Origin of the sequence: Enterobacter sp. T2, assembly GCF_010692925.1 — a bacterium.
Taxonomy (GTDB): Bacteria; Pseudomonadota; Gammaproteobacteria; order Enterobacterales; family Enterobacteriaceae; genus Enterobacter; species Enterobacter kobei.
This window is the reverse complement of sequence record NZ_CP048736.1, coordinates 637042-655350: the sequence shown is the minus strand read 5'-3', so window position 1 is coordinate 655350 and position 18309 is coordinate 637042. Positions and strand designations below refer to the sequence as shown.

At 52.8% G+C, this 18309-nt stretch carries 20 protein-coding genes and 3 tRNA genes; 11 read left to right on the top strand and 12 right to left on the bottom strand.

All coding sequences use genetic code 11. The features are described 5' to 3' along the window. Positions 1-182: 182 nt before the first annotated feature. Both G0034_RS03135 and G0034_RS03130 read left to right on the top strand, forming a co-directional pair. Entirely contained in the window at positions 183-1718 is a 1536-nt protein-coding gene (locus G0034_RS03135; protein ID WP_047344055.1) for a YjjI family glycine radical enzyme, read from the top strand. Next, positions 1693-2553 carry a YjjW family glycine radical enzyme activase gene (locus G0034_RS03130; protein ID WP_014882453.1) on the top strand — a complete coding sequence of 287 codons (861 nt, stop codon included), beginning with the start codon at positions 1693-1695 and terminating at the stop codon, positions 2551-2553. The genes G0034_RS03135 and G0034_RS03130 overlap by 26 nt, the downstream gene beginning before the upstream one ends. On the opposite strand, the gene G0034_RS03125 is transcribed toward G0034_RS03130, so the two are convergent. From G0034_RS03125 to G0034_RS03090, 8 genes are all read right to left on the bottom strand, one after another. Beyond that, on the bottom strand, positions 2548-3330 hold the full coding sequence (locus G0034_RS03125; protein ID WP_179120506.1) for a TatD family hydrolase: 783 nt from the start codon (positions 3328-3330) through the stop codon (positions 2548-2550). The two genes, G0034_RS03130 and G0034_RS03125, sit on opposite strands and share 6 nt — an antisense overlap. Further along, positions 3327-4379 carry a patatin-like phospholipase family protein gene (locus G0034_RS03120; RefSeq protein WP_179120505.1) on the bottom strand — a complete coding sequence of 351 codons (1053 nt, stop codon included), beginning with the start codon at positions 4377-4379 and terminating at the stop codon, positions 3327-3329. Before G0034_RS03120 ends, G0034_RS03125 begins: the two co-directional genes overlap by 4 nt. A 120-nt stretch (positions 4380-4499) precedes the next feature. Then, positions 4500-4661, bottom strand: coding sequence for a DUF1328 domain-containing protein (locus tag G0034_RS03115; protein WP_003856556.1), 162 nt, complete (start codon positions 4659-4661; stop codon positions 4500-4502). 127 nt (positions 4662-4788) lie between these two features. Then, positions 4789-5406 carry a molecular chaperone OsmY gene (gene osmY / locus G0034_RS03110; protein ID WP_023332031.1) on the bottom strand — a complete coding sequence of 206 codons (618 nt, stop codon included), beginning with the start codon at positions 5404-5406 and terminating at the stop codon, positions 4789-4791. 299 nt (positions 5407-5705) lie between these two features. Next, the gene (gene prfC / locus G0034_RS03105; protein WP_008502076.1) at positions 5706-7295 is read right to left on the bottom strand and encodes a peptide chain release factor 3; all 1590 of its coding nucleotides are present in this window, start codon (positions 7293-7295) and stop codon (positions 5706-5708) included. Between the two features lie 91 nt (positions 7296-7386). Continuing rightward, complete coding sequence (gene yjjG, locus G0034_RS03100; protein WP_014882448.1) at positions 7387-8064, bottom strand: pyrimidine 5'-nucleotidase; 678 nt, start codon at positions 8062-8064, stop codon at positions 7387-7389. Between the two features lie 19 nt (positions 8065-8083). Continuing rightward, a complete protein-coding gene (rimI, locus tag G0034_RS03095) occupies positions 8084-8527 on the bottom strand; it encodes a ribosomal protein S18-alanine N-acetyltransferase (protein ID WP_014882447.1) in 444 nt (147 codons plus the stop codon). Continuing rightward, positions 8496-8909 (bottom strand): DNA polymerase III subunit psi, encoded by a 414-nt coding sequence (locus G0034_RS03090; protein WP_014882446.1) that lies wholly within the window; start codon positions 8907-8909, stop codon positions 8496-8498. The genes rimI and G0034_RS03090 overlap by 32 nt, the downstream gene beginning before the upstream one ends. 102 nt (positions 8910-9011) lie before the next feature. Between G0034_RS03090 and rsmC the strand changes: the two genes are divergently transcribed. From rsmC to G0034_RS03070, 4 genes are all read left to right on the top strand, one after another. Beyond that, a complete protein-coding gene (gene rsmC / locus G0034_RS03085; protein ID WP_048996654.1) occupies positions 9012-10040 on the top strand; it encodes a 16S rRNA (guanine(1207)-N(2))-methyltransferase RsmC in 1029 nt (342 codons plus the stop codon). A 172-nt stretch (positions 10041-10212) separates the two neighbouring features. Then, positions 10213-10299 (top strand) — tRNA-Leu (locus G0034_RS03080). A gap of 28 nt (positions 10300-10327) precedes the next feature. Next, positions 10328-10413: transfer RNA gene (locus tag G0034_RS03075), tRNA-Leu, on the top strand. A gap of 32 nt (positions 10414-10445) precedes the next feature. Continuing rightward, a tRNA-Leu gene (locus tag G0034_RS03070) sits at positions 10446-10532 on the top strand. 42 nt (positions 10533-10574) lie between these two features. Here the strand turns inward: G0034_RS03070 and G0034_RS03065 are convergent. Further along, positions 10575-10844 (bottom strand): DUF1435 domain-containing protein, encoded by a 270-nt coding sequence (locus G0034_RS03065; protein WP_173674974.1) that lies wholly within the window; start codon positions 10842-10844, stop codon positions 10575-10577. Positions 10845-11060: 216 nt separating this feature from the next. Here G0034_RS03065 and G0034_RS03060 point away from each other — a divergent pair, with 216 nt between their 5' ends. Both G0034_RS03060 and fhuF read left to right on the top strand, forming a co-directional pair. Next, positions 11061-12125 carry a GGDEF domain-containing protein gene (locus tag G0034_RS03060; RefSeq protein WP_087529116.1) on the top strand — a complete coding sequence of 355 codons (1065 nt, stop codon included), beginning with the start codon at positions 11061-11063 and terminating at the stop codon, positions 12123-12125. A gap of 94 nt (positions 12126-12219) precedes the next feature. Continuing rightward, a complete protein-coding gene (gene fhuF / locus G0034_RS03055) occupies positions 12220-13008 on the top strand; it encodes a siderophore-iron reductase FhuF (RefSeq protein ID WP_023336732.1) in 789 nt (262 codons plus the stop codon). Between the two features lie 97 nt (positions 13009-13105). Here the strand turns inward: fhuF and G0034_RS03050 are convergent, their stop codons facing one another. After that, entirely contained in the window at positions 13106-14452 is a 1347-nt protein-coding gene (locus G0034_RS03050) for a PTS sugar transporter subunit IIC (protein ID WP_179120504.1), read from the bottom strand. 328 nt (positions 14453-14780) lie between these two features. On the opposite strand from G0034_RS03050, the gene G0034_RS03045 reads away from it, so the two are divergent. Then, positions 14781-15239 (top strand): YbaK/EbsC family protein, encoded by a 459-nt coding sequence (locus G0034_RS03045; RefSeq protein ID WP_014882440.1) that lies wholly within the window; start codon positions 14781-14783, stop codon positions 15237-15239. A 36-nt stretch (positions 15240-15275) separates the two neighbouring features. Here the strand turns inward: G0034_RS03045 and bglJ are convergent, their stop codons facing one another. Both bglJ and G0034_RS03035 read right to left on the bottom strand, forming a co-directional pair. Continuing rightward, a complete protein-coding gene (gene bglJ, locus G0034_RS03040) occupies positions 15276-15911 on the bottom strand; it encodes a DNA-binding transcriptional activator BglJ (RefSeq protein WP_032637559.1) in 636 nt (211 codons plus the stop codon). Continuing rightward, positions 15908-16645: a helix-turn-helix transcriptional regulator gene (locus G0034_RS03035; RefSeq protein ID WP_023331965.1), complete on the bottom strand. Its 738-nt coding sequence runs from the start codon at positions 16643-16645 to the stop codon at positions 15908-15910. The genes bglJ and G0034_RS03035 overlap by 4 nt, the downstream gene beginning before the upstream one ends. A gap of 410 nt (positions 16646-17055) precedes the next feature. Between G0034_RS03035 and G0034_RS03030 the strand changes: the two genes are divergently transcribed. Beyond that, positions 17056-17832 carry a threonine/serine exporter family protein gene (locus tag G0034_RS03030; protein ID WP_014882437.1) on the top strand — a complete coding sequence of 259 codons (777 nt, stop codon included), beginning with the start codon at positions 17056-17058 and terminating at the stop codon, positions 17830-17832. After that, positions 17823-18296 (top strand): threonine/serine exporter, encoded by a 474-nt coding sequence (locus tag G0034_RS03025; RefSeq protein WP_014882436.1) that lies wholly within the window; start codon positions 17823-17825, stop codon positions 18294-18296. Before G0034_RS03030 ends, G0034_RS03025 begins: the two co-directional genes overlap by 10 nt. The last annotated feature ends 13 nt before the right edge of the window (positions 18297-18309 follow it).

The following is an 18309-nucleotide window of genomic DNA, read 5'->3' as shown; positions in this document are numbered from 1 at the left end:
CGACATTCATCACAGTTAATGAAAACTGCGTACAAATTTGCATTACTGTAATGAGATCCTCTTCAAACTTTAGCGCACTTATTGCTGACTAAAGCCGCGATACCCCCTGTGGGATCAAAAGCCCCAACAGGCTGGCTTTCTACAATTTGTTCATCATCAGCAGAACACTCAAGGAAGCGAACATGCCAGATACCCTGCAACAACGTTGCCATCACATTGTGACAAGCCCGGTGTTAACCCCGGAACAAAAACGTCATTTTCTGGCGCTGGAAGCGGAAAACAACCTGCCTTATCCGGCACTTCCTGAAGCCGCCCGCGCCGCGCTGGACGAGGGATTTATCTGCGACATGTTCGAAGGCCATGCGCCTTACAAACCGCGCTACGTCCTGCCGGATTATGAAAAATTCCTGGCTAACGGTTCTGAATGGCTGGAGCTGGAAGGGGCAAAGGATCTGGATGATGCCCTCTCGCTATTAACCATTCTCTACCATCATGTTCCTTCAGTGACATCTATGCCGGTCTATCTGGGGCAGCTTGATGCGATACTGAATCCATATGTTAGAATTCTAACACAAGAAGAAATCGATAGCCGAATAAAACGTTTCTGGCGCTATCTCGACAGAACGCTCCCTGATGCGTTTATGCACGCAAACATCGGGCCCGCTGACGGCCCCATCATCCGCGCCATTCTACGTGCAGATGCAGAGCTTAAGCAGGTCGCGCCGAATCTGACCTTTATTTACGATCCTGAAATCACCCCGGACGATTTGCTGCTTGAGGTGGCAAAAAACATTTGCGAATGCAGTAAACCGCATATTTCAAACGGCCCCGTGAATGATAAAATTTTCACAAAAGGCCGTTTTGGCGTGGTGAGCTGTTACAACTCCTTGCCGCTGGCTGGCGGTGGCAGCACCCTGGTGCGCCTTAACCTCAAAGCCATTGCGGAGCACAGCACCTCCGTTGACGACTTCTTCAACCGTACGCTTCCGCACTACTGTCAGCAGCAAATCGCCATCATTGATGCCCGCTGTGATTTTCTCTATCAACAATCAGGCTTCTTTGAGAATAGCTTCCTGGTAAAAGAGGGGCTGATTGATGCCGGACGTTTTGTGCCGATGTTTGGCATGTACGGCCTGGCGGAAGCGGTAAACACGCTCTGTGAGAAGGACGGAATCAACGGTCGCTATGGCAAAGACGAGCAGGCTAACGCGCTGGGCTATCGCATCAGCGAACAGCTTGCGGCGTTTGTAGAAAACACGCCGGTGAAGCACGGCTGGAAACAGCGCGCCATGCTCCATGCGCAGTCGGGCATCAGCTCTGATTCCGGCACCACGCCAGGCGCGCGTCTGCCTTATGGTGACGAACCGGATCCCATCAGCCATCTGCTGGCCGTTGCGCCACACCACAGACACTATCACTCCGGTATCAGCGATATTTTAACGCTCGATGAGACGGTAAAACGCAACCCACAGGCGATAGTGCAGCTTTGTCTGGGCGCGTTCAGGGCCGGTATGCGGGAGTTCACCGCCAACGTTGCGGGTAACGATCTGGTCCGCGTGACGGGCTACATGGTGCGCCTGTCGGACCTGGAAAAATTCCGCGAAGCTGGTTCGCGCACCAATACGACCTGGCTTGGCGAAGAAGCCGCACGCAATACCCGCATCCTGGAACGTCAGCCGCGCGTGATAAGCCATGAACAACAGATGCGCTTTAGTTAGTCAGGTCATTCCTTTTTCCTGCGTGGACGGGCCGGGCAGTCGCCTGGCCCTGTTCCTGCAGGGCTGCAACCTGCGCTGTAAAACCTGCCACAACCCATGGACCATCGGGCGCTGCAACGACTGCGGCGACTGCGTGCCCCACTGCCCTCATGATGCACTCAACATTCAGGCCGGACGCGTATGGTGGCAGGAGAGTCATTGCCAGCAGTGTGATACCTGCCTTCATCTTTGCCCGCAGCAGTCCACGCCCATGGCGCACCGCCTGAGCGTGGAGGAGATCCTCACGCAGATCCGAAAAGCTGCCCCCTTTATTGAGGGCGTTACCGTGAGCGGCGGCGAGGCCACAACACAGCTGCCGTTTTTAATCGCCCTTTTTAGCGCAATCAAAACCGATCCTGAACTGCAGCATTTAACCTGCCTGGTGGATAGCAACGGGCTGCTAAGCGAAACCGGCTGGGAGAAACTGCTGCCGGTACTGGATGGGGCGATGCTGGATCTCAAGGCATGGGGAAACGCGCATCACCGTTTCCTGACCGGGCGCGAAAACCCGCTGATTAAACAGAGCATTCGCTGGCTTGCCGATCGCCACCGTTTGACGGAACTGCGCTTGCTGGTTATCCCGGAGCAGTGCGATTATCTGGAACATCTTAAGCCGCTGACCACGTTTATCCGCGGGCTTGGGAATGTTCCGGTGCGTATTAACGCGTTTCATGCGCATGGGGTTTACGGAGAGGCGGCGTCATGGCGCAGCGCCACGCCGGAGGACATTGAACCGCTGGCGCAGGCACTGGAAAAACAGAAGATAACGGTGATTCGTCCGGCACTTTACCTATAGCGTGATGCCAAATACCGCACGCGTATTTTCCAGTAACGCATCGGCAATCACCTCTTCAGGCTCCGTTCGCAGCTCACACAGGGTGGTAAACACGCGCGCCGCCTGCTCCGGACGATTCGGCTGGCCCTGAAAACCACTCAGCGGCATATCCGGGGCATCCGTTTCCAGTAGCAGCGCAGAGAGTGGCAACTGTGCCATCACATCGCGGGTTTTACTGGCGCGCGGATAGGTAATGGTGCCCCCCACGCCAATTTTATAGCCCAGTTCGATAAAACGCTGCGCCTGCTGCAGGCTGCCGGAAAAACCGTGCACCACGCCGCTACGCGGTAGATCGATGCGTTTCAGGTGCATCGCCAGCTTATCGTGCGTGCGTCTTGAATGGAGGATCACCGGCAGGTCGTGACGCTTAGCCAGCCGAAGCTGCGCGTCGAGGATCGTCTGCTGGCGTTCAAACTGAGGATCCTCACGATAGAGATCGAGCCCGATCTCGCCGATCGCGACAAGTTTGTCTCCTGCGGTCTGCAGGGCTTCATCAAGTGCCTCAATATGCTCATCAAGGTGGCGCTCAATCACTATCGGATGCAGGCCGAGCGCAGCATAGAGAGCGGGGTAACGCGTGGAGAGCGTCAGCACACGCGAAAAATCAGCCGCTTCTACCGACGGTACAACGATCGCCTGAACGCCTGCCTCAGCGGCTTTCGCAATACTTTGCGCCTCATCTCCCGTAAACGGCGGAAAATCAAAGTGGCAGTGGGTATCAACAAAGCGGTGCGTCACGCCAGATCCTCGTTATCTAATAAAGCGTCATTCGCCTGTGGAATGTCCACCAGCGGCATCGTCAGGGCGTCGTTGGCGACAATTGCAGGGGGCGTAATGATGGGTTTATGCCGATGCAGAGGCGGTTGCTCCGCCAGCATCTTACCGACCGTCGCCAGGAAGTAGCGTCCGCACAGCCGCCCCGTTTTGTAGTCCATGCGCAGCGCAGGGACGCGGCTGCCCAGCGCCATGCTGATCAATGGCTTAGGAGGATAGATTTCGAAAATTCGCAGCTTACCCGGCGGTTTTTCAATGAAACGCTGCATCGCGCCGTAGGTGGTTTCATGCTGCTTCGCGATGTTCACCAGCGGTTGCAGGCTGCTGTCACCCAACCAGCGCTCCATCCGCTTAAACCACTGCGGTGTATAGTACATTTGCGACGGCACGGTACGGATCACCACGATCGTTTTCGCACCGCGACGGGCGGCTTCCTGCACCGGTACCGCGTCACTGATCCCGCCGTCCAGATAGCTGATGCCGTCCAGCAGGGCGCCGGTACGATAAAAACCGGGAATGGCGCTGGAGGCGCGGATGATGTCCAGCCAGTTCTCCTTCTGCGGAGAGAAATAGCCCGGGGAATAGTCATCCCCCCGACTGGCGCACATCCAAAACTCTTTTCCGCTATCAAACAGACGGGCCGCCGTGTCCATTGCCAGCGGCATCTGGCTGGAGGTCGACTCCAGCAGCCAGTCGAGATCGATCAGGTTGCCGCCGCGCACAAAGCGCACCGGGTTAAAAAATTCTTTCGCCGTGGTGTAGCGCATAATCACTTTTCGCGCGTAGCCAGGCTGGTTGCAGACATAGGCTGAGAGATTCTGCGCCCCGGCAGACGTGCCAAAGTAGAGATTAAACGGGTTGAACTGCGCGCGCATAAACTCATCCAGCACGCCAGCGGTGAAAATACCGCGCTGCCCACCGCCCTCACAGACCAGTGCGAGTTGACCCGCGCGAAACGGTTTTAACGTCAGCGGCGCAATATTGCCGAGCGTAACGGGAATTCGTTGCCCCACCTCTGCTTTCCTGTTTTGATTATTTTATAACACCACAGTAACGCACCCGACCTGTAACGCAAATAAGAAAAAGCCAGTCGCAGTGACTGGCTTTATTTTGTTGATGGAATATTGCGTTTGCTATGGACGTCGACGCCCTGTAAACAGGCTGACCAGGAACAGAATAATACCCACAACAAAGACAATTTTAGCTGCCCATGCCGCTGTACCTGCCAGTCCACCAAAGCCCAATGCGGCGGCAATTAACGCGATAACCAGAAATATAATGCCCCAACGAAACATAAGCTTCTCCTTTACCATAGTTAATGTCGGCCGCTAAACGTGAGCGCTCAGGTCACTCACCGGCGTTTTTCCAGAGTCGTTCTTATTTCGCCCGCAGGGTTGAGCCTGGCGGGCGACTGGTCCAGATTTACTTCGTTTTCAGATCGTTTTTAACGCTTTTCACACCATCAATCGCTTTCGCAATTGACTCGGCGCGTTCACTTTGCGCCTGGGAATCAACCGTACCGGAAAGCTGAACCACGCCATCGGTGGTTTCCACTTTCACCTTACGGGACGGTACGATGTCATCTGCTAACAGTTTAGCTTTGATTTCGCTGGTGGTTGCCGCATCCCCGGCATAACCTTTCACTGAAGCGTCTTTGCTGTCGCGAACGTGCAGTTTATCGCTCACGGAGGTGACACCCTCAACACCCTTCGCCACTTTGACAGCCTGTTCGGCCTGGGCCTGGCTTTCCACAAAGCCACTCAGGGTCACGACTTTCTTGTCGGTTTTAACGGAAATATCGGTGCTCTTGATCGCTTCGTCATCCACCAGTGCGGCTTTCACTTTTGCTGTGATAGAGCTGTCGTCCATGAAATTACCGACTTTATTCATAGAGCTATCGATTTTTTGCCCTGCGCTATCGGCTGTGGACTGTGCTTTATCCATGGTGCTGCTTTCCGCCAGAGCGGAACCGCTAACCAGAACGCTACCCAGTGTTACAGCCAGCAGAGTTTTAGAAATCTTCAGTCTTGTCATATTCATCGATGTATTCCTGTGTTGACCCGTTATTCGGGCTACATACTTCCTTAGTAGTTTTATATATTGCGAATAAACACACGGGCGAAATGGATAACCTAAAGCCATGCATTGAACAGTTAATTTATCCACGCCCGGTGCTAAACACTGAGTTAAATATAGATCACTCTCACAATGCCGCTTTCAGATTTGGGCAAAAAATAGGCAAAAGGCGTGAAAACGCAGTGAATTAAGAACATTCCGCAAGGGACTAATAAGACAGGAAATAAAGAAGAGCACGGCGAGTGCCGTGCTCTGAGAGGGAATTAGTGTTCGCGCGTTTTGCGGAACTGAACGTCAGGATAACGCTCCTGCGTCAGGTTCAGGTTCACCATGGTTGGGGCAATATAGGTCAGGTTATCGCCGCCATCCAGCGCCAGTTGTACTTCGTTCTTACGCTTAAATTCTTCGAATTTCTTCACGTCAGAACACTCAACCCAGCGCGCCGTCGCCACGTTCACCGATTCGTAAATCGCTTCCACGTTGTATTCGCTTTTCAGACGCGCAACGACAACGTCGAACTGCAGTACGCCGACCGCACCGACGATCAGATCGTTGTTGGCGATAGGACGGAAGACCTGCACCGCCCCCTCTTCAGAGAGCTGAACCAGACCTTTCAGCAGCTGTTTCTGCTTCAGTGGATCGCGCAGGCGAATACGACGAAACAGCTCAGGGGCGAAGTTAGGAATACCCGTGAACTTCATCATTTCACCCTGAGTGAACGTATCGCCGATCTGGATCGTACCGTGGTTGTGCAGACCGATGATGTCACCCGGATACGCTTCTTCAACGTGCGAGCGGTCACCCGCCATAAAGGTCAGCGCGTCGGAGATCACCACATCTTTACCAATACGCACCTGGCGCAGCTTCATGCCCTTTTCATACTTACCGGACACTACGCGCATAAAGGCGACGCGGTCACGGTGTTTCGGGTCCATGTTGGCCTGAATCTTGAATACGAAGCCGGTGAATTTCTCTTCTTTCGCTTCCACTTCACGGGTGTCGGTTTTGCGTGGCATCGGCTGTGGCGCCCACTCCACCAGACCGTCGAGCATATGGTCTACGCCAAAGTTACCGAGCGCGGTACCAAAGAACACCGGGGTAATTTCACCGCTCAGGAACAGTTCTTTGTCGAACTCATGCGAGGCACCTTTCACCAGCTCCAGCTCATCGCGCAGCTGCGCGGCAAGCTCTTCACCGACCGCAGCGTCCAGATCCGGGTTGTCCAGACCTTTCACAATGCGCACTTCCTGAATGGTGTGCCCTTTACCGGTTTGATACAGGTAAGTTTCGTCTTTATAGAGGTGATACACCCCTTTAAACAGCTTACCGCAGCCAATAGGCCAGGTGATTGGCGCACAGGCGATCTTCAGCTCGTTTTCCACTTCATCCATTAACTCCATCGGGTCACGGATGTCACGGTCGAGTTTGTTCATAAAGGTGAGGATCGGCGTATCGCGCAGACGGGTAACTTCCATCAGCTTACGGGTACGATCTTCTACCCCTTTCGCGGCGTCGATCACCATCAGGCAGCAGTCCACTGCCGTCAGTGTACGGTAGGTATCTTCGGAGAAGTCTTCGTGGCCCGGGGTGTCCAGCAGGTTCACCAGGCAGTCGTGATACGGGAACTGCATCACGGAGGTGGTAATCGAAATACCACGCTGCTTTTCCATCTCCATCCAGTCTGATTTCGCATGCTGGCTGGAGCCACGGCCTTTAACGGTACCCGCAGTCTGGATCGCCTGTCCGAACAGCAACACCTTCTCGGTGATGGTCGTTTTACCGGCATCCGGGTGCGAGATAATGGCAAAAGTACGGCGCTTGGCCACCTCTTGCAGATAAGGAGACAACGTCATAATTAAATCTTCTTTTATAAGCGCGGCAGCACGCCACGCGTCATGGAATACAAAATTGCGGCTATTTTACCCATCAATGGGGGGCAGGCAATCATTGTTTACACAGGAGTTGCTCCAGTTCGTTCAACGACGTGACGGTCCAGGTCGGCTCAATGCCTTCAGGCTTCACGCGGCCATGCGCATTCAGCCAGACAGTCGACAGACCGGAGTTCATACCCCCCAGAATATCAGACTCTGCGGTATCCCCTACCATCAGCACGCGGTCGCGGTCAGGATTTCCGGCTTGCGCCAGGGCATAATCAAAAATTCGCGGATCCGGCTTCGGCACACCCACCTCTTCGGAGATCACCAGCGCGTCAAAATGATCGCGCAGGCCGGTGCGTTCAAGGCGGATCTGCTGCAGCGCGGTAAAGCCGTTGGTGATGATCCCAAGCTTCGCTTTACCTTTGAGAGAATCCAGCAGGGAAACCGCGCCCGGCAGTGGGGAGCAAATCTCTGCCATCGCATTGAGAAAAGCTTCGTTCAGCGAGCCCGGACTGACGTTTAAGCGTTCCGCCCACGCGTCAAAACGCTGGTGCTGGAGTTGTAACGCGGTGATGGCGCCGTTCTGATAATCCACCCACAGCGGCTTGTTCACCGCCTGATAGTCCTGAAAATCTTCAGCGGTGAAGGTCACGCTATAGTCGAGAAACATCCGCTGTAGGCCGCCGAACGCGTCAAAGGTAAACAGCGTTTCGTCGGCATCAAAGAAAATCCAGTCCCATTTCATCGTTACAACCTTATCTTTGTTATCCAATTGGCAGAGCCATAATAATGGCGTCTTCACGTCCCTCTGCGGTGGGGTAGTAGTTACGGCGGATTGTCGCCTCGTTAAAGCCTAAGCTTTCATATAGCGCGATGGCGGCGACATTCGACGCGCGCACCTCCAGCCAGAGGGTAAAAACGTCACGGGTTTCGAGCTCACGAATGAGATGCTCAAGCAGTTCTCTTCCCAGTCCCCGGCGCTGAAACGCAGGATCAACCGCGATGTTAAACAGCGTCGCCTCATCAAGGACGACCTGCGTTATGGCAAACGCCGCCATAGTGCCGTCAACGTCCAGCCGGTAGTTGAGGTACCGATCGCCCTGGTTGCTGGCGAACGTTTTTTCGCTCCACGGAAACGCGTGGGCGCGTGTTTCAATCGCGAACGCGGTGGTCAGGTCAGGCGTCGTGAGGGAAGAAATCGTGTTCATATTCGCAGATTTGTTGCCATAGCGCGCTGCGCGCTTTTGGGTTGGCTTTCAGTTCGTCCAGCGCTGGCGAGCAGATCTGGCTCCCCTGAAGAGAGATGTCGGTCGTCTCTCCGATGCGCCAGCTGTTACACCGACTCTCAGGAGGAAGCATTGCCACCCGTTCCGGCGTCAGCTGTAAAACCTGGTCGGAAGTCAGCTTCAGGCTGCGAAGGACATCACCAATCAGGGGTTCATTCAGGGCAGGCAGTTCTTCCGCCACCATCACCAGCCTGACGTGCGCCGGGATGGAGATAGCGATTTCGCCCTGCAACGCCGTCGGGCGACGCAAGGCCCACTGGGTGATGCCCAGCTGCTGCAACTGCCAGTCTCGTCGGGATGTCATAGCGAAAACTCCTGTCTCTCAGGCGCGCAAATATAGCAAATGTGTCGAAAGTGCGCCATCTACCTACTATAATCCCCGCCTGAGTTTATTGAGGAACAATTCATGTCTGCATTTACCCCGGCAAGTGAAGTCTTGCTGCGTCACAGTGATGATTTCGAAGAAAGCCGTATTCTGTTTGCCGGAGATATGCAGGATGATCTGCCTGCGCGTTTCGACTGTGCTGAAAGCCGTGCCCATACCCAATACTACCACCACTGGCAGGTGCTGAACCGTCAGATGGGCGAGCGCGCGCGCTTTAGCCTGGTGGCGGAGCAGCGCGATATTGCTGACTGCGATACGCTGATCTACTACTGGCCGAAGAACAAGCCGGAAGCCCAGTTCCAGCTGATGAACCTGCTCTCCCTGCTGCCGGTGGGTTGCGACATTTTCGTTGTCGGTGAGAACCGCAGCGGCGTGCGCAGTGCTGAACAGATGCTGGAAGGCTATGCGCCACTGAATAAAGTCGACAGCGCGCGTCGCTGCGGTCTGTACCATGGTCGTCTGGAAAAACAGACAGAATTCGATGCTAACACCTACTGGGACGAGTATCAGCTTGACGGCCTGACCATCAAAACTCTGCCGGGCGTGTTCAGCCGTGATGCGCTGGATACCGGCAGTAAGCTGCTGCTTTCTACCCTGACACCACACACCAAAGGCAAAGTGCTGGATGTGGGCTGCGGCGCGGGCGTGCTTTCAACGGTGCTTGCCAGCCATTCGCCTAAAGTCCGTTTAACCCTGTGTGATGTGAGCGCCCCGGCGGTAGAAGCCAGCCGTGCAACGCTTGCGGCAAACGGCATTGAAGGCGATGTTATTGCCAGCAACGTCTTCTCTGACGTGACCGGCCGCTTTGACATGATCATCTCTAACCCGCCGTTCCACGACGGTATGGAGACCAGCCTCGAAGCGGCGCAAGCGCTGATTCGTGGTGCGACCCGTCACCTCAACAGTGGCGGTGAACTGCGTATCGTCGCGAACGCCTTCCTGGCGTATCCGAAAGTGCTGGATGAAACCTTTGGCTTCCACGAAGTGATCGCCCAGACCGGCCGCTTTAAGGTGTATCGCACCGTGATGACGCGTCAGGCCAAAAAGTAATCTCCCGTTCTGTTTGCCAGATAAGCGCATGCGCTATCCGGCAAACAGGCACCTCGCTCCCGACCATTTTTGCAGCGATCAATAAATCGTGCGCACTTTTCTGTTGACGTAAAGCTGAAAACATCTAGAATGCGCCTCCGTGGTTACGATACTTTTACAGTATCGATGGTATGCGAAGGTGGCGGAATTGGTAGACGCGCTAGCTTCAGGTGTTAGTGTCCTTACGGATGTGGGGGTTCGAGTCCCCCCCCTCGCACCATAAATCACGTTGATATTGCTCGCACTGGGCGAAGGTGGCGGAATTGGTAGACGCGCTAGCTTCAGGTGTTAGTGTCCTTAGGATGTGGGGGTTCGAGTCCCCCCCCTCGCACCAACGAGGCGATATCAAACCAGTAAGATAACTGTGCGAAGGTGGCGGAATTGGTAGACGCGCTAGCTTCAGGTGTTAGTGTCCTTACGGATGTGGGGGTTCGAGTCCCCCCCCTCGCACCAATTATCTTGCATCCCTTCTGTTGTACCTCTTATTTTTCCCTGTTATTTCAAACTCATCAGTATTACCAGAATTCCACCAATCAGTGCCATACCGGATGGCAGTAAAACAAAGTGACGTAGTTGCTTATGCCAGATCATGCATGAAGTCACCAGCAATCCCGACACAAGAATGGTTTTCCAGACATCAATGGAGAGATCGGCGAACATCAAACCGCCAAGCACGGTGCCCGGCAGCAGTACCCCCCATGCACTTCCCAGCACCCTGTTCAACATGCATCGCCCTTTCATAACGATAATGATAAACAATATCATATGATAAAAATTATCATTTGTCAGCGCAGACAATCAAAAAAGTTCGACCTTTACCGCTATGTAGAATGACAGGAATAGCCTAAGGTGATAAATTGCTCACCTGTTAACTACACATAAAGTTTTTCTTATAATTACTCTTTGAGTTTTTTGCATATTTTATTGCGAAACAACGCCTATTTATCTGTTTTAATTAAATTTTAATAAAAACGCACGACTATGACATCACAATCCTGGCGGTCTTTGGTTCAACGAAAATATCAATTATCGTTACGTTTATTTTTATTTCTGAATGCAACCTCAGCGGTGTTCTCGGTAACAAATCCGCTCTATTCCGTGCGCGTGTTTTCCGCCCCGCTGATTGCAATTTTTTCCATCAGCATAGGCCTGTTTGTCTGGCACTGGAAAAAGTGTGCGCGAAAGATAAATATTCCTGTTGTTTCAGGGATCTTCGGTATTTTGTGGGCATGGCAAATTGATTCGAAATTTTCGCTAATTACCCATAACCAGGCGACGTATTTGTTAATCGCCCTATTAACGGTGCTTTTTATCGGAACGCTGGCATTCGCCAGTAATATCAAAGCATTTACTCTGCATTCACTCCCCGCGTTTATTGTCTGTCTGTGGTTAAGCGATCCAGAGATGTGGCTGAGAATGACCTATTCTTTCGCACTTCCTGTGGTAGCTATCGCTATTCATAACATTTTGCAAAGACGTAACGATCGCTTTGCGCAGGAATTGCTTTCCCGGCTGCTGGAAGAACGGGAGACCCTTACCGATCTCAGCATGATGGATCCGCTTACCGGCCTCTATAATCGTCGCGGCCTGCAGAGCCGCCTGGAGAACCTGCCAGCGGTGGAAAACGGTGAACACTTTGTTCTGCTGATGGATATCGACCACTTCAAAGCCTATAACGACCACTACGGCCATATGATGGGTGACCAGGCCCTGAAACGTGTTTCTGCAGCAATCCGCGACGCCGTGCGTTCGCGTGACATTGTGGCGCGTTTCGGCGGGGAAGAGTTTATGGTGCTGCTGACGAATATTTCACTTGAACACGCCCGTCATACGGCAGAGCGGATCCGGCAGAAAGTCTACGATTTGAAAATCCCGCATCTCTTCAACGAAAGCGTCGCCACCAATGTCACCATCAGCATCGGTATTGCCATTTTTGAAAATGAAGATGTCGAAGGCGCGCTGGAGAGAGCCGACAGAGCGCTCTATGAAGCAAAGCATCTTGGACGTAACAACATTCTTCTGAGCGAAGAGCTGCAAACCGCGTAGACGAGTCGGCGTTGAATCAGGACAAAAGTCTTGCCATTGGTATAAGCAATAGTTAGGATTGGCAATCATTATCATTTAGATTCCTATCTCAACTATGGCTACGCATACCGCACACATTGTTGAACCCCTTCTCTGGCGAGCGCCCCTCACCAACGGGAATGCCTCGCTTGCGGATGCCATACGGGATAAGATTGCGGAAACACGCGCTCACCTGCTGGACTTTATCCGGCTTGATGAAGCGCCCCCGCACCACGCCATGACCCTCGCGGAGTGGCGACAACCCTCTACGCTGCAGTCGCTGCTTGCCACCTATTCCGACCATATCTATCGCAATCAGCCAGCCCTGACGCGAGAAAATAAGCCTTTGCTTTCCCTGTGGGCACAATGGTATATCGGGCTGATGGTGCCTCCGCTCATGCTGGCGGTGTTAACCCAGAAAAGCATGCTGGCGCTCTCCCCGGAACATTTCCATGTCGAGTTCCACGAAACCGGTCGAGCGGCCTGTTTCTGGATCGATCTGCACGAGGACCTGAACGCGGCGCCACTCTCTGCCCAGGAACGACTGGAGCAACTTGTCATTCAGGCCTTGATCCCGGTGGTGGATGCACTTGAAGCGACGGGGGAGATCAACGGAAAGCTTATCTGGAGTAATACTGGATATTTAATCCACTGGTATTTAACGGAAATGAAACCGCTGCTTGGTGATGAGAACGTTGATGCACTGCGTCAGTCCTGTTTTTTTGCAAAACAGCTTTCAGACGGCCGCGATAACCCGCTCTTTCGTACCGTTGTACTCCGTGACGGACTCCTGGTGCGCCGCACCTGCTGCCAGCGCTATCGCCTGCCGGACGTTAAGCAGTGCGGGGATTGTACGCTGAAGTAATTGGGTGCGGCCTGATGCCCTCACCCTGCCCCTCTCCCACGGGGAGAGGGAACAAACACTAAAAACGGCAACCTGAAAGTTGCCGTTTTGCTTTTACCTAGGCCACCTGCTGATTATCCTCTTCTGTATTACGCTGCGCTTCTTCAGCTTCCTGCTCCAGCAGTTGTTTCTCGTAAACTTTAAAGAACGGGTAGTAGATGATGGCCGATACGCAGGCCAGAACGACAACCAGAATAGCTGCACGGAAATCCCAGCCCAGGGCCCATGCTGCGCCTATCGGCGCCGGTGCTGTCCAGGGTACGACGGAAATGACGCGGCCTATCAAATCAAAGGTCATCGCGGCCCAGGCCAGGACGGCGTTAACCATGGGGGCCAGCAGGAACGGTATAAAGAACACCGGATTCATCACAATCGGCGTGCCGAAGATAACGGGTTCGTTGATGTTAAAGAAGCTGGGTACCACGCTCAAACGCCCGATAGAACGTAAATGCGCCGAGCGGCTACGCAGATAGCAAATCACCAGCCCCATCGTCGCGCCCGACCCACCGATCACGATGAAGAACGTCCAGAAGGCTTCCATAAAAATATGTGGCAAAGGCTGACCGGCGGCCAGTGCGGTCTGGTTGGCCCCAAGGTTTGTCAGCCAGAACATCTGCAGCATCCCGGAGACAATGGCCGCGCCGTGGATCCCGGCGAACCACAGCAAATGCCCAATCAGTACCGCCAGCAGAATCGCAGGCAGTGAGTCTGCCGCGGAAACCAGGGGTTTAAAGATCGACATAATCGCCTGCGGGATCAGCATGTCAAACTGAGACTGAATCACCAGGCTCAGCGGATAGAGCGTTAACACCACCACCAGCACCGGGATCAGCAGGTCAAAGGAGTTTTTGATCATCGGCGGTACCTGGTCTGGCAGGCGAATACCGATGTTATGCGCCTTGAGGAAACGCATCATCTCAACGCAGTAAATCGCGACCAGAATGGCGGTGAAAATACCGGTTCCACCGAGGCTATCGACAGGAAGTGTGCCTTTGGTTTTCGGTGCCGCGACCAGCAAAAATGCCATGAGCGACAGCATGGCACACATAAACGGATCGAGCTGGTGCGTTTTGACATAGTGTTTGCCCAGGTTATAGGCAATGGCCGCGCAAATATAAATGGACATAATCCCCATCGTCATATCAAACGGCATGAGGATCTGGCCTTCAAATTGTTTCGCCATATCCAGCCAGGCGCGTGCGAAACTCCAGGTGGTATCAGGCGAAAACGGCGGGTAAGCGAACACTAATAAAAATGAACCCACAATCATAAACGGCATCGCGGAGATGAAGCCATCACGGATAGCCATCACATGACGTTGAGAAGAGATGCGCCCGGCAATAGGGCTAACGTAATTTTCAACGAAACGGAATATCAGATTAAACGCAGCATGGTTGGCAGACATGGCAGCTCTCCTGTCAGACGTTTTTAACGGACGCGCTCGCGCCGCACGTTGTTCCATAACTCAGCTTCACAACCTTGCTGGCTTGTGTACCCGCGGTACTGCTCAGACGAAATGGTTTCATAATTGGCTCTTATTATTGGATACAGGGGACGTTACATACTCAGTATTAATCTACGCATCACGCTCTGCAACCGGTTACTGTAACCGGTTTCTGTGATTGTGAAGGGGATCCAGAAATCAGCCATCCGGGATATTTGTTACTTAAGAGATATTTACAGAGCATAAATTCTTATGACAGATTACGCATGTTATTTGTCAGGAGGAAATAATGAGTTTGCAGTCCGTACAGCAGTTTTTTGCCGACAACGCGCCGGAGATAGAAGTTATAGAACTTAGCCAGAGTACGGCTACCGTTGCGCTGGCTGCTGCCGCCCATCGTGTGGAACCGGGACAAATCGCCAAAACCTTATCTTTGAAGATTAAAAATGAGGTGATACTGGTCGTTGCGAAGGGTGATGCGCGTCTGGATAACAAAAAACTGAAAGACACCTTTGGCGCAAAAGCGCGCATGCTCAGCAGTGATGAAGTGGTCACCGTGACGGGCCATCCCGTTGGCGGCGTCTGCCCGTTCGGGCTGGAAAACCCGCTCGCGGTTTACTGTGATATCTCTCTAAAACAGTACGCGGAAGTGCTTCCTGCCGCTGGCGCAATCCATAGTGCTGTGCGTATTTCTCCGGACAGAATGGCAGAGCTGACATCCGCAAAGTGGGTCGATGTGTGCATCTGATTGATGCGCCAGAAGATCTCTGGCGCAAAAGGCAGGTTACAAAAATGTCGGTTTGTTTAACCCCACACTACGCGTTTCTCTTACCGGCAAATGCGTAAGAATATCCGCGGCATCGAGCAACCCGACGTCAGAATTCACCCCCAGCTTCACCATCGCATTAAACTTATGTGCGCGGATAGTCTTGATATTGCGCTTAAGCTGCGCCGCGATTTCTGGGATGGAATAGCCGCACGACATATAACGCAATATTGCCCTCTCCGTCGGGCTTAACATCCGGTTCTGGCTGCAGTACCAATGATTAAGCATATTGTCATTTATGCGCAGCGTTTCGCTCAACAGCACCATGAATTCTTTCCGCAGGTGTTCAAGCGTCACTGATTTACTGACCACACCGTGAAGGCGAGAAGGGGAAAGATGGCTAATCAGCCGCGCCTCCATCTCATCAGATACCAGTATAATGCGTTGAATATGGCTATGCGTAAACGCGAGATCCCTCAGGTGCGCCAGGCAGTTGCGACGTGCTTCTCGCGCATCGGAAAGGGAATAGATCAGCGAGAAAAAATTAATGTGATAAAGCGCCTTCTTAAAGCCATCGAAATCATTGAACAGGTGCAGTTGATATTGACTGAGTTCGGACTGCGCAAAAAGATGCTGCAGCCCAATGGCACTCATCGTGCAATTTTCGATGATGGCGATATGTCGTGTTGAATCGGTTTTTTCCATTCCTCGAACTCTCCATAGGCTGACATGAGATTCAGCTCTCTCATTCCCTGTGTACTGTTGATCCAGGCGTACATATCGGCATTACTCCGTAATGACAGCCTTCGCATCGCACTGTTTTTCTGCGCACTGATCGTTTTATTGCTCTTCTTAAGCAACGTAGCGATTTGGTTAATCCCCCACCCTTTACCTAACAGACGAAGTACCTTGCGCTCAGAATTTGTAAGCGCAATGACGTGTTCGTCTTCCTCTTCGCCTTCCTGAGATTCGGGAGTTAATAACGTCTGGCTAATCCGCTCTGCGCGTTCACTTCCTGCCCGGATAGCGTTCACGACACCTTCGATAGGTTCCATATCAGAAAGCAACGTGGTTTCCGGGCGCATAAGCAGCTCAACGGCAATAGGATAAAATGGCCGGGAAACCAAAAAGATCCAGTGGATATCCCTGTACTGATTCAATAAGCGGTAATACTCTTCGAGCGCACCCCGCGGGTTCCTGTATTCGCCTGAAACATCGGCAATAATCACATCTGCGCGGCGTAACTGAAGCAGGGTCAACTCCTGCAGTGAGCGGCAATAGGTCAATTCAAAATCGGGAAAATGTCGTGTCACCACATCCCCTAACCCATTTTGCATTACGGGTATCCGGCTAATGACAACGCCATGCTTACCGTGCAATGACAACATAGACCCTCCGTGTCCATTTTCATTTGATAAGTAACGTTAAAACGCATCAAGTTATACGTATTTTCGTCCCTGAGTGTAAAACTGATTAATACAAGCAGAAGATGAGAAATGTTTTAAGTTTAAGAAATGCCTAAAACTGCACTAATATCTCACAAAGCGACAATAAATTTAATTCGACAATCATTAAAATATCGACAATATAAAATTAGAATAACTAAATACAAATATTCTATATTTCCAAACCAATAATTCACCGAATTGATAAATTGATCCCAACGTCTTTCGTCAGCCAGGCTGCAACTGTTTGCATAAACCTTGATCTGACCCACAGCAACTGCCACTGCATTTTGTGCTAAAAGTAGGCACTACGGGCCACGCGGCTACTCTTCACCTTCTCTTCAGGACACGACATGCAGGCAGAACGGTCAACGCAGCGTGCTATCACGCGGCTCTGTATTCAGTGCGGTCTTTTTCTGCTCCAGCACGGCGCGGAAAGCGCGCTGGTTGAGGAACTTTCAACCCGGCTGGGGCTGGCGCTGGGGATGGACAGCGTGGAAAGCGCCATCTCTTCCAACGCCATTGTGCTGACCACGATCAAGGACGGTCAGTGCCTGACCTCCACCCGTAAAAACCAGGACCGTGGCATTAACATGCACGTTGTGACCGAAGTGCAGCATATCGTCATCCTTGCGGAGCATAAGCTTCTCGATCTCAAAGAGATTGAAAAACGGTTCAACCAAATCAAACCGTTACGTTATCCGCGCTGGCTTGTCGTGCTGATGGTCGGGCTCTCATGCGCCTGTTTCTGTAAGCTCAATAAAGGCGGCTGGGATGGCGCACTGGTCACCTTTTTCGCCAGCAGTATCGCCATGTATGTACGCCAGTTGCTGACCCATCGGCAGTTGCACCCGCAAATTAACTTCTGCATTACCGCTTTTGTCGCCACTACCGTTTCAGGCCTGCTGCTGCGCCTGCCGCAGCTCGCCAACACCCCGACGATTGCCATGGCGGCCAGCGTGCTTTTGCTGGTGCCGGGCTTTCCGTTAATCAACGCCGTCGCCGATATGTTTAAAGGGCACATTAATACCGGTCTGGCACGCTGGGCCATCGCCAGCCTGCTGACGCTGGCAACCTGTATCGGCGTGGTCATGGCTATGACTCTCTGGGGGTTACGCGGATGGGCGTGATAGATTTTCTGCTGGCACTGGCACAGGATATGATCCTGGCCGCCATTCCTGCCGTCGGCTTTGCGATGGTCTTTAACGTTCCGCAACGTGCTCTGCCGTGGTGTGCACTGTTGGGGGCGATTGGTCACGGCTCGCGAATGGCCATGATGGCGGCGGGTTTTAATATCGAATGGTCGACATTTATGGCCTCTATGCTGGTCGGTAGCATCGGCATTCAATGGTCGCGCTGGTATCTGGCGCATCCTAAAGTCTTCACCGTCGCCGCCGTGATCCCAATGTTTCCTGGCATATCGGCGTATACGGCAATGATTTCGGCGGTGAAAATCAGCCATTTTGGCTACACCGAGCCGCAGATGATCCTTCTTCTGAGCAACTTTCTTAAAGCGTCGTCCATTGTCGGTGCGCTCTCTATCGGGCTGTCGATCCCCGGATTGTGGCTGTACCGCAAACGCCCGCGCGTTTGATATTTGTGTTATT

Bases quoted from the DNA above. Each gene is read 5' to 3' on its own strand.
- G0034_RS03135 (WP_047344055.1), top strand. From the start codon at position 183: ATGCCAGATACCCTGCAACAACGTTGCCATCACATTGTGACAAGCCCG.
- G0034_RS03130 (WP_014882453.1), top strand. From the start codon at position 1,693: ATGAACAACAGATGCGCTTTAGTTAGTCAGGTCATTCCTTTTTCCTGC.
- G0034_RS03115 (WP_003856556.1), bottom strand. From the start codon at position 4,661: ATGTTTCGTTGGGGCATTATATTTCTGGTTATCGCGTTAATTGCCGCC.
- osmY (WP_023332031.1), bottom strand. From the start codon at position 5,406: ATGAATATGACAAGACTGAAGATTTCTAAAACTCTGCTGGCTGTAACA.
- prfC (WP_008502076.1), bottom strand. From the start codon at position 7,295: ATGACGTTGTCTCCTTATCTGCAAGAGGTGGCCAAGCGCCGTACTTTT.
- yjjG (WP_014882448.1), bottom strand. From the start codon at position 8,064: ATGAAATGGGACTGGATTTTCTTTGATGCCGACGAAACGCTGTTTACC.
- rimI (WP_014882447.1), bottom strand. From the start codon at position 8,527: ATGAACACGATTTCTTCCCTCACGACGCCTGACCTGACCACCGCGTTC.
- G0034_RS03090 (WP_014882446.1), bottom strand. From the start codon at position 8,909: ATGACATCCCGACGAGACTGGCAGTTGCAGCAGCTGGGCATCACCCAG.
- rsmC (WP_048996654.1), top strand. From the start codon at position 9,012: ATGTCTGCATTTACCCCGGCAAGTGAAGTCTTGCTGCGTCACAGTGAT.
- G0034_RS03065 (WP_173674974.1), bottom strand. From the start codon at position 10,844: ATGATATTGTTTATCATTATCGTTATGAAAGGGCGATGCATGTTGAAC.
- G0034_RS03060 (WP_087529116.1), top strand. From the start codon at position 11,061: ATGACATCACAATCCTGGCGGTCTTTGGTTCAACGAAAATATCAATTA.
- fhuF (WP_023336732.1), top strand. From the start codon at position 12,220: ATGGCTACGCATACCGCACACATTGTTGAACCCCTTCTCTGGCGAGCG.
- G0034_RS03050 (WP_179120504.1), bottom strand. From the start codon at position 14,452: ATGTCTGCCAACCATGCTGCGTTTAATCTGATATTCCGTTTCGTTGAA.
- G0034_RS03045 (WP_014882440.1), top strand. From the start codon at position 14,781: ATGAGTTTGCAGTCCGTACAGCAGTTTTTTGCCGACAACGCGCCGGAG.
- bglJ (WP_032637559.1), bottom strand. From the start codon at position 15,911: ATGAGTGCCATTGGGCTGCAGCATCTTTTTGCGCAGTCCGAACTCAGT.
- G0034_RS03035 (WP_023331965.1), bottom strand. From the start codon at position 16,645: ATGTTGTCATTGCACGGTAAGCATGGCGTTGTCATTAGCCGGATACCC.
- G0034_RS03030 (WP_014882437.1), top strand. From the start codon at position 17,056: ATGCAGGCAGAACGGTCAACGCAGCGTGCTATCACGCGGCTCTGTATT.
- G0034_RS03025 (WP_014882436.1), top strand. From the start codon at position 17,823: ATGGGCGTGATAGATTTTCTGCTGGCACTGGCACAGGATATGATCCTG.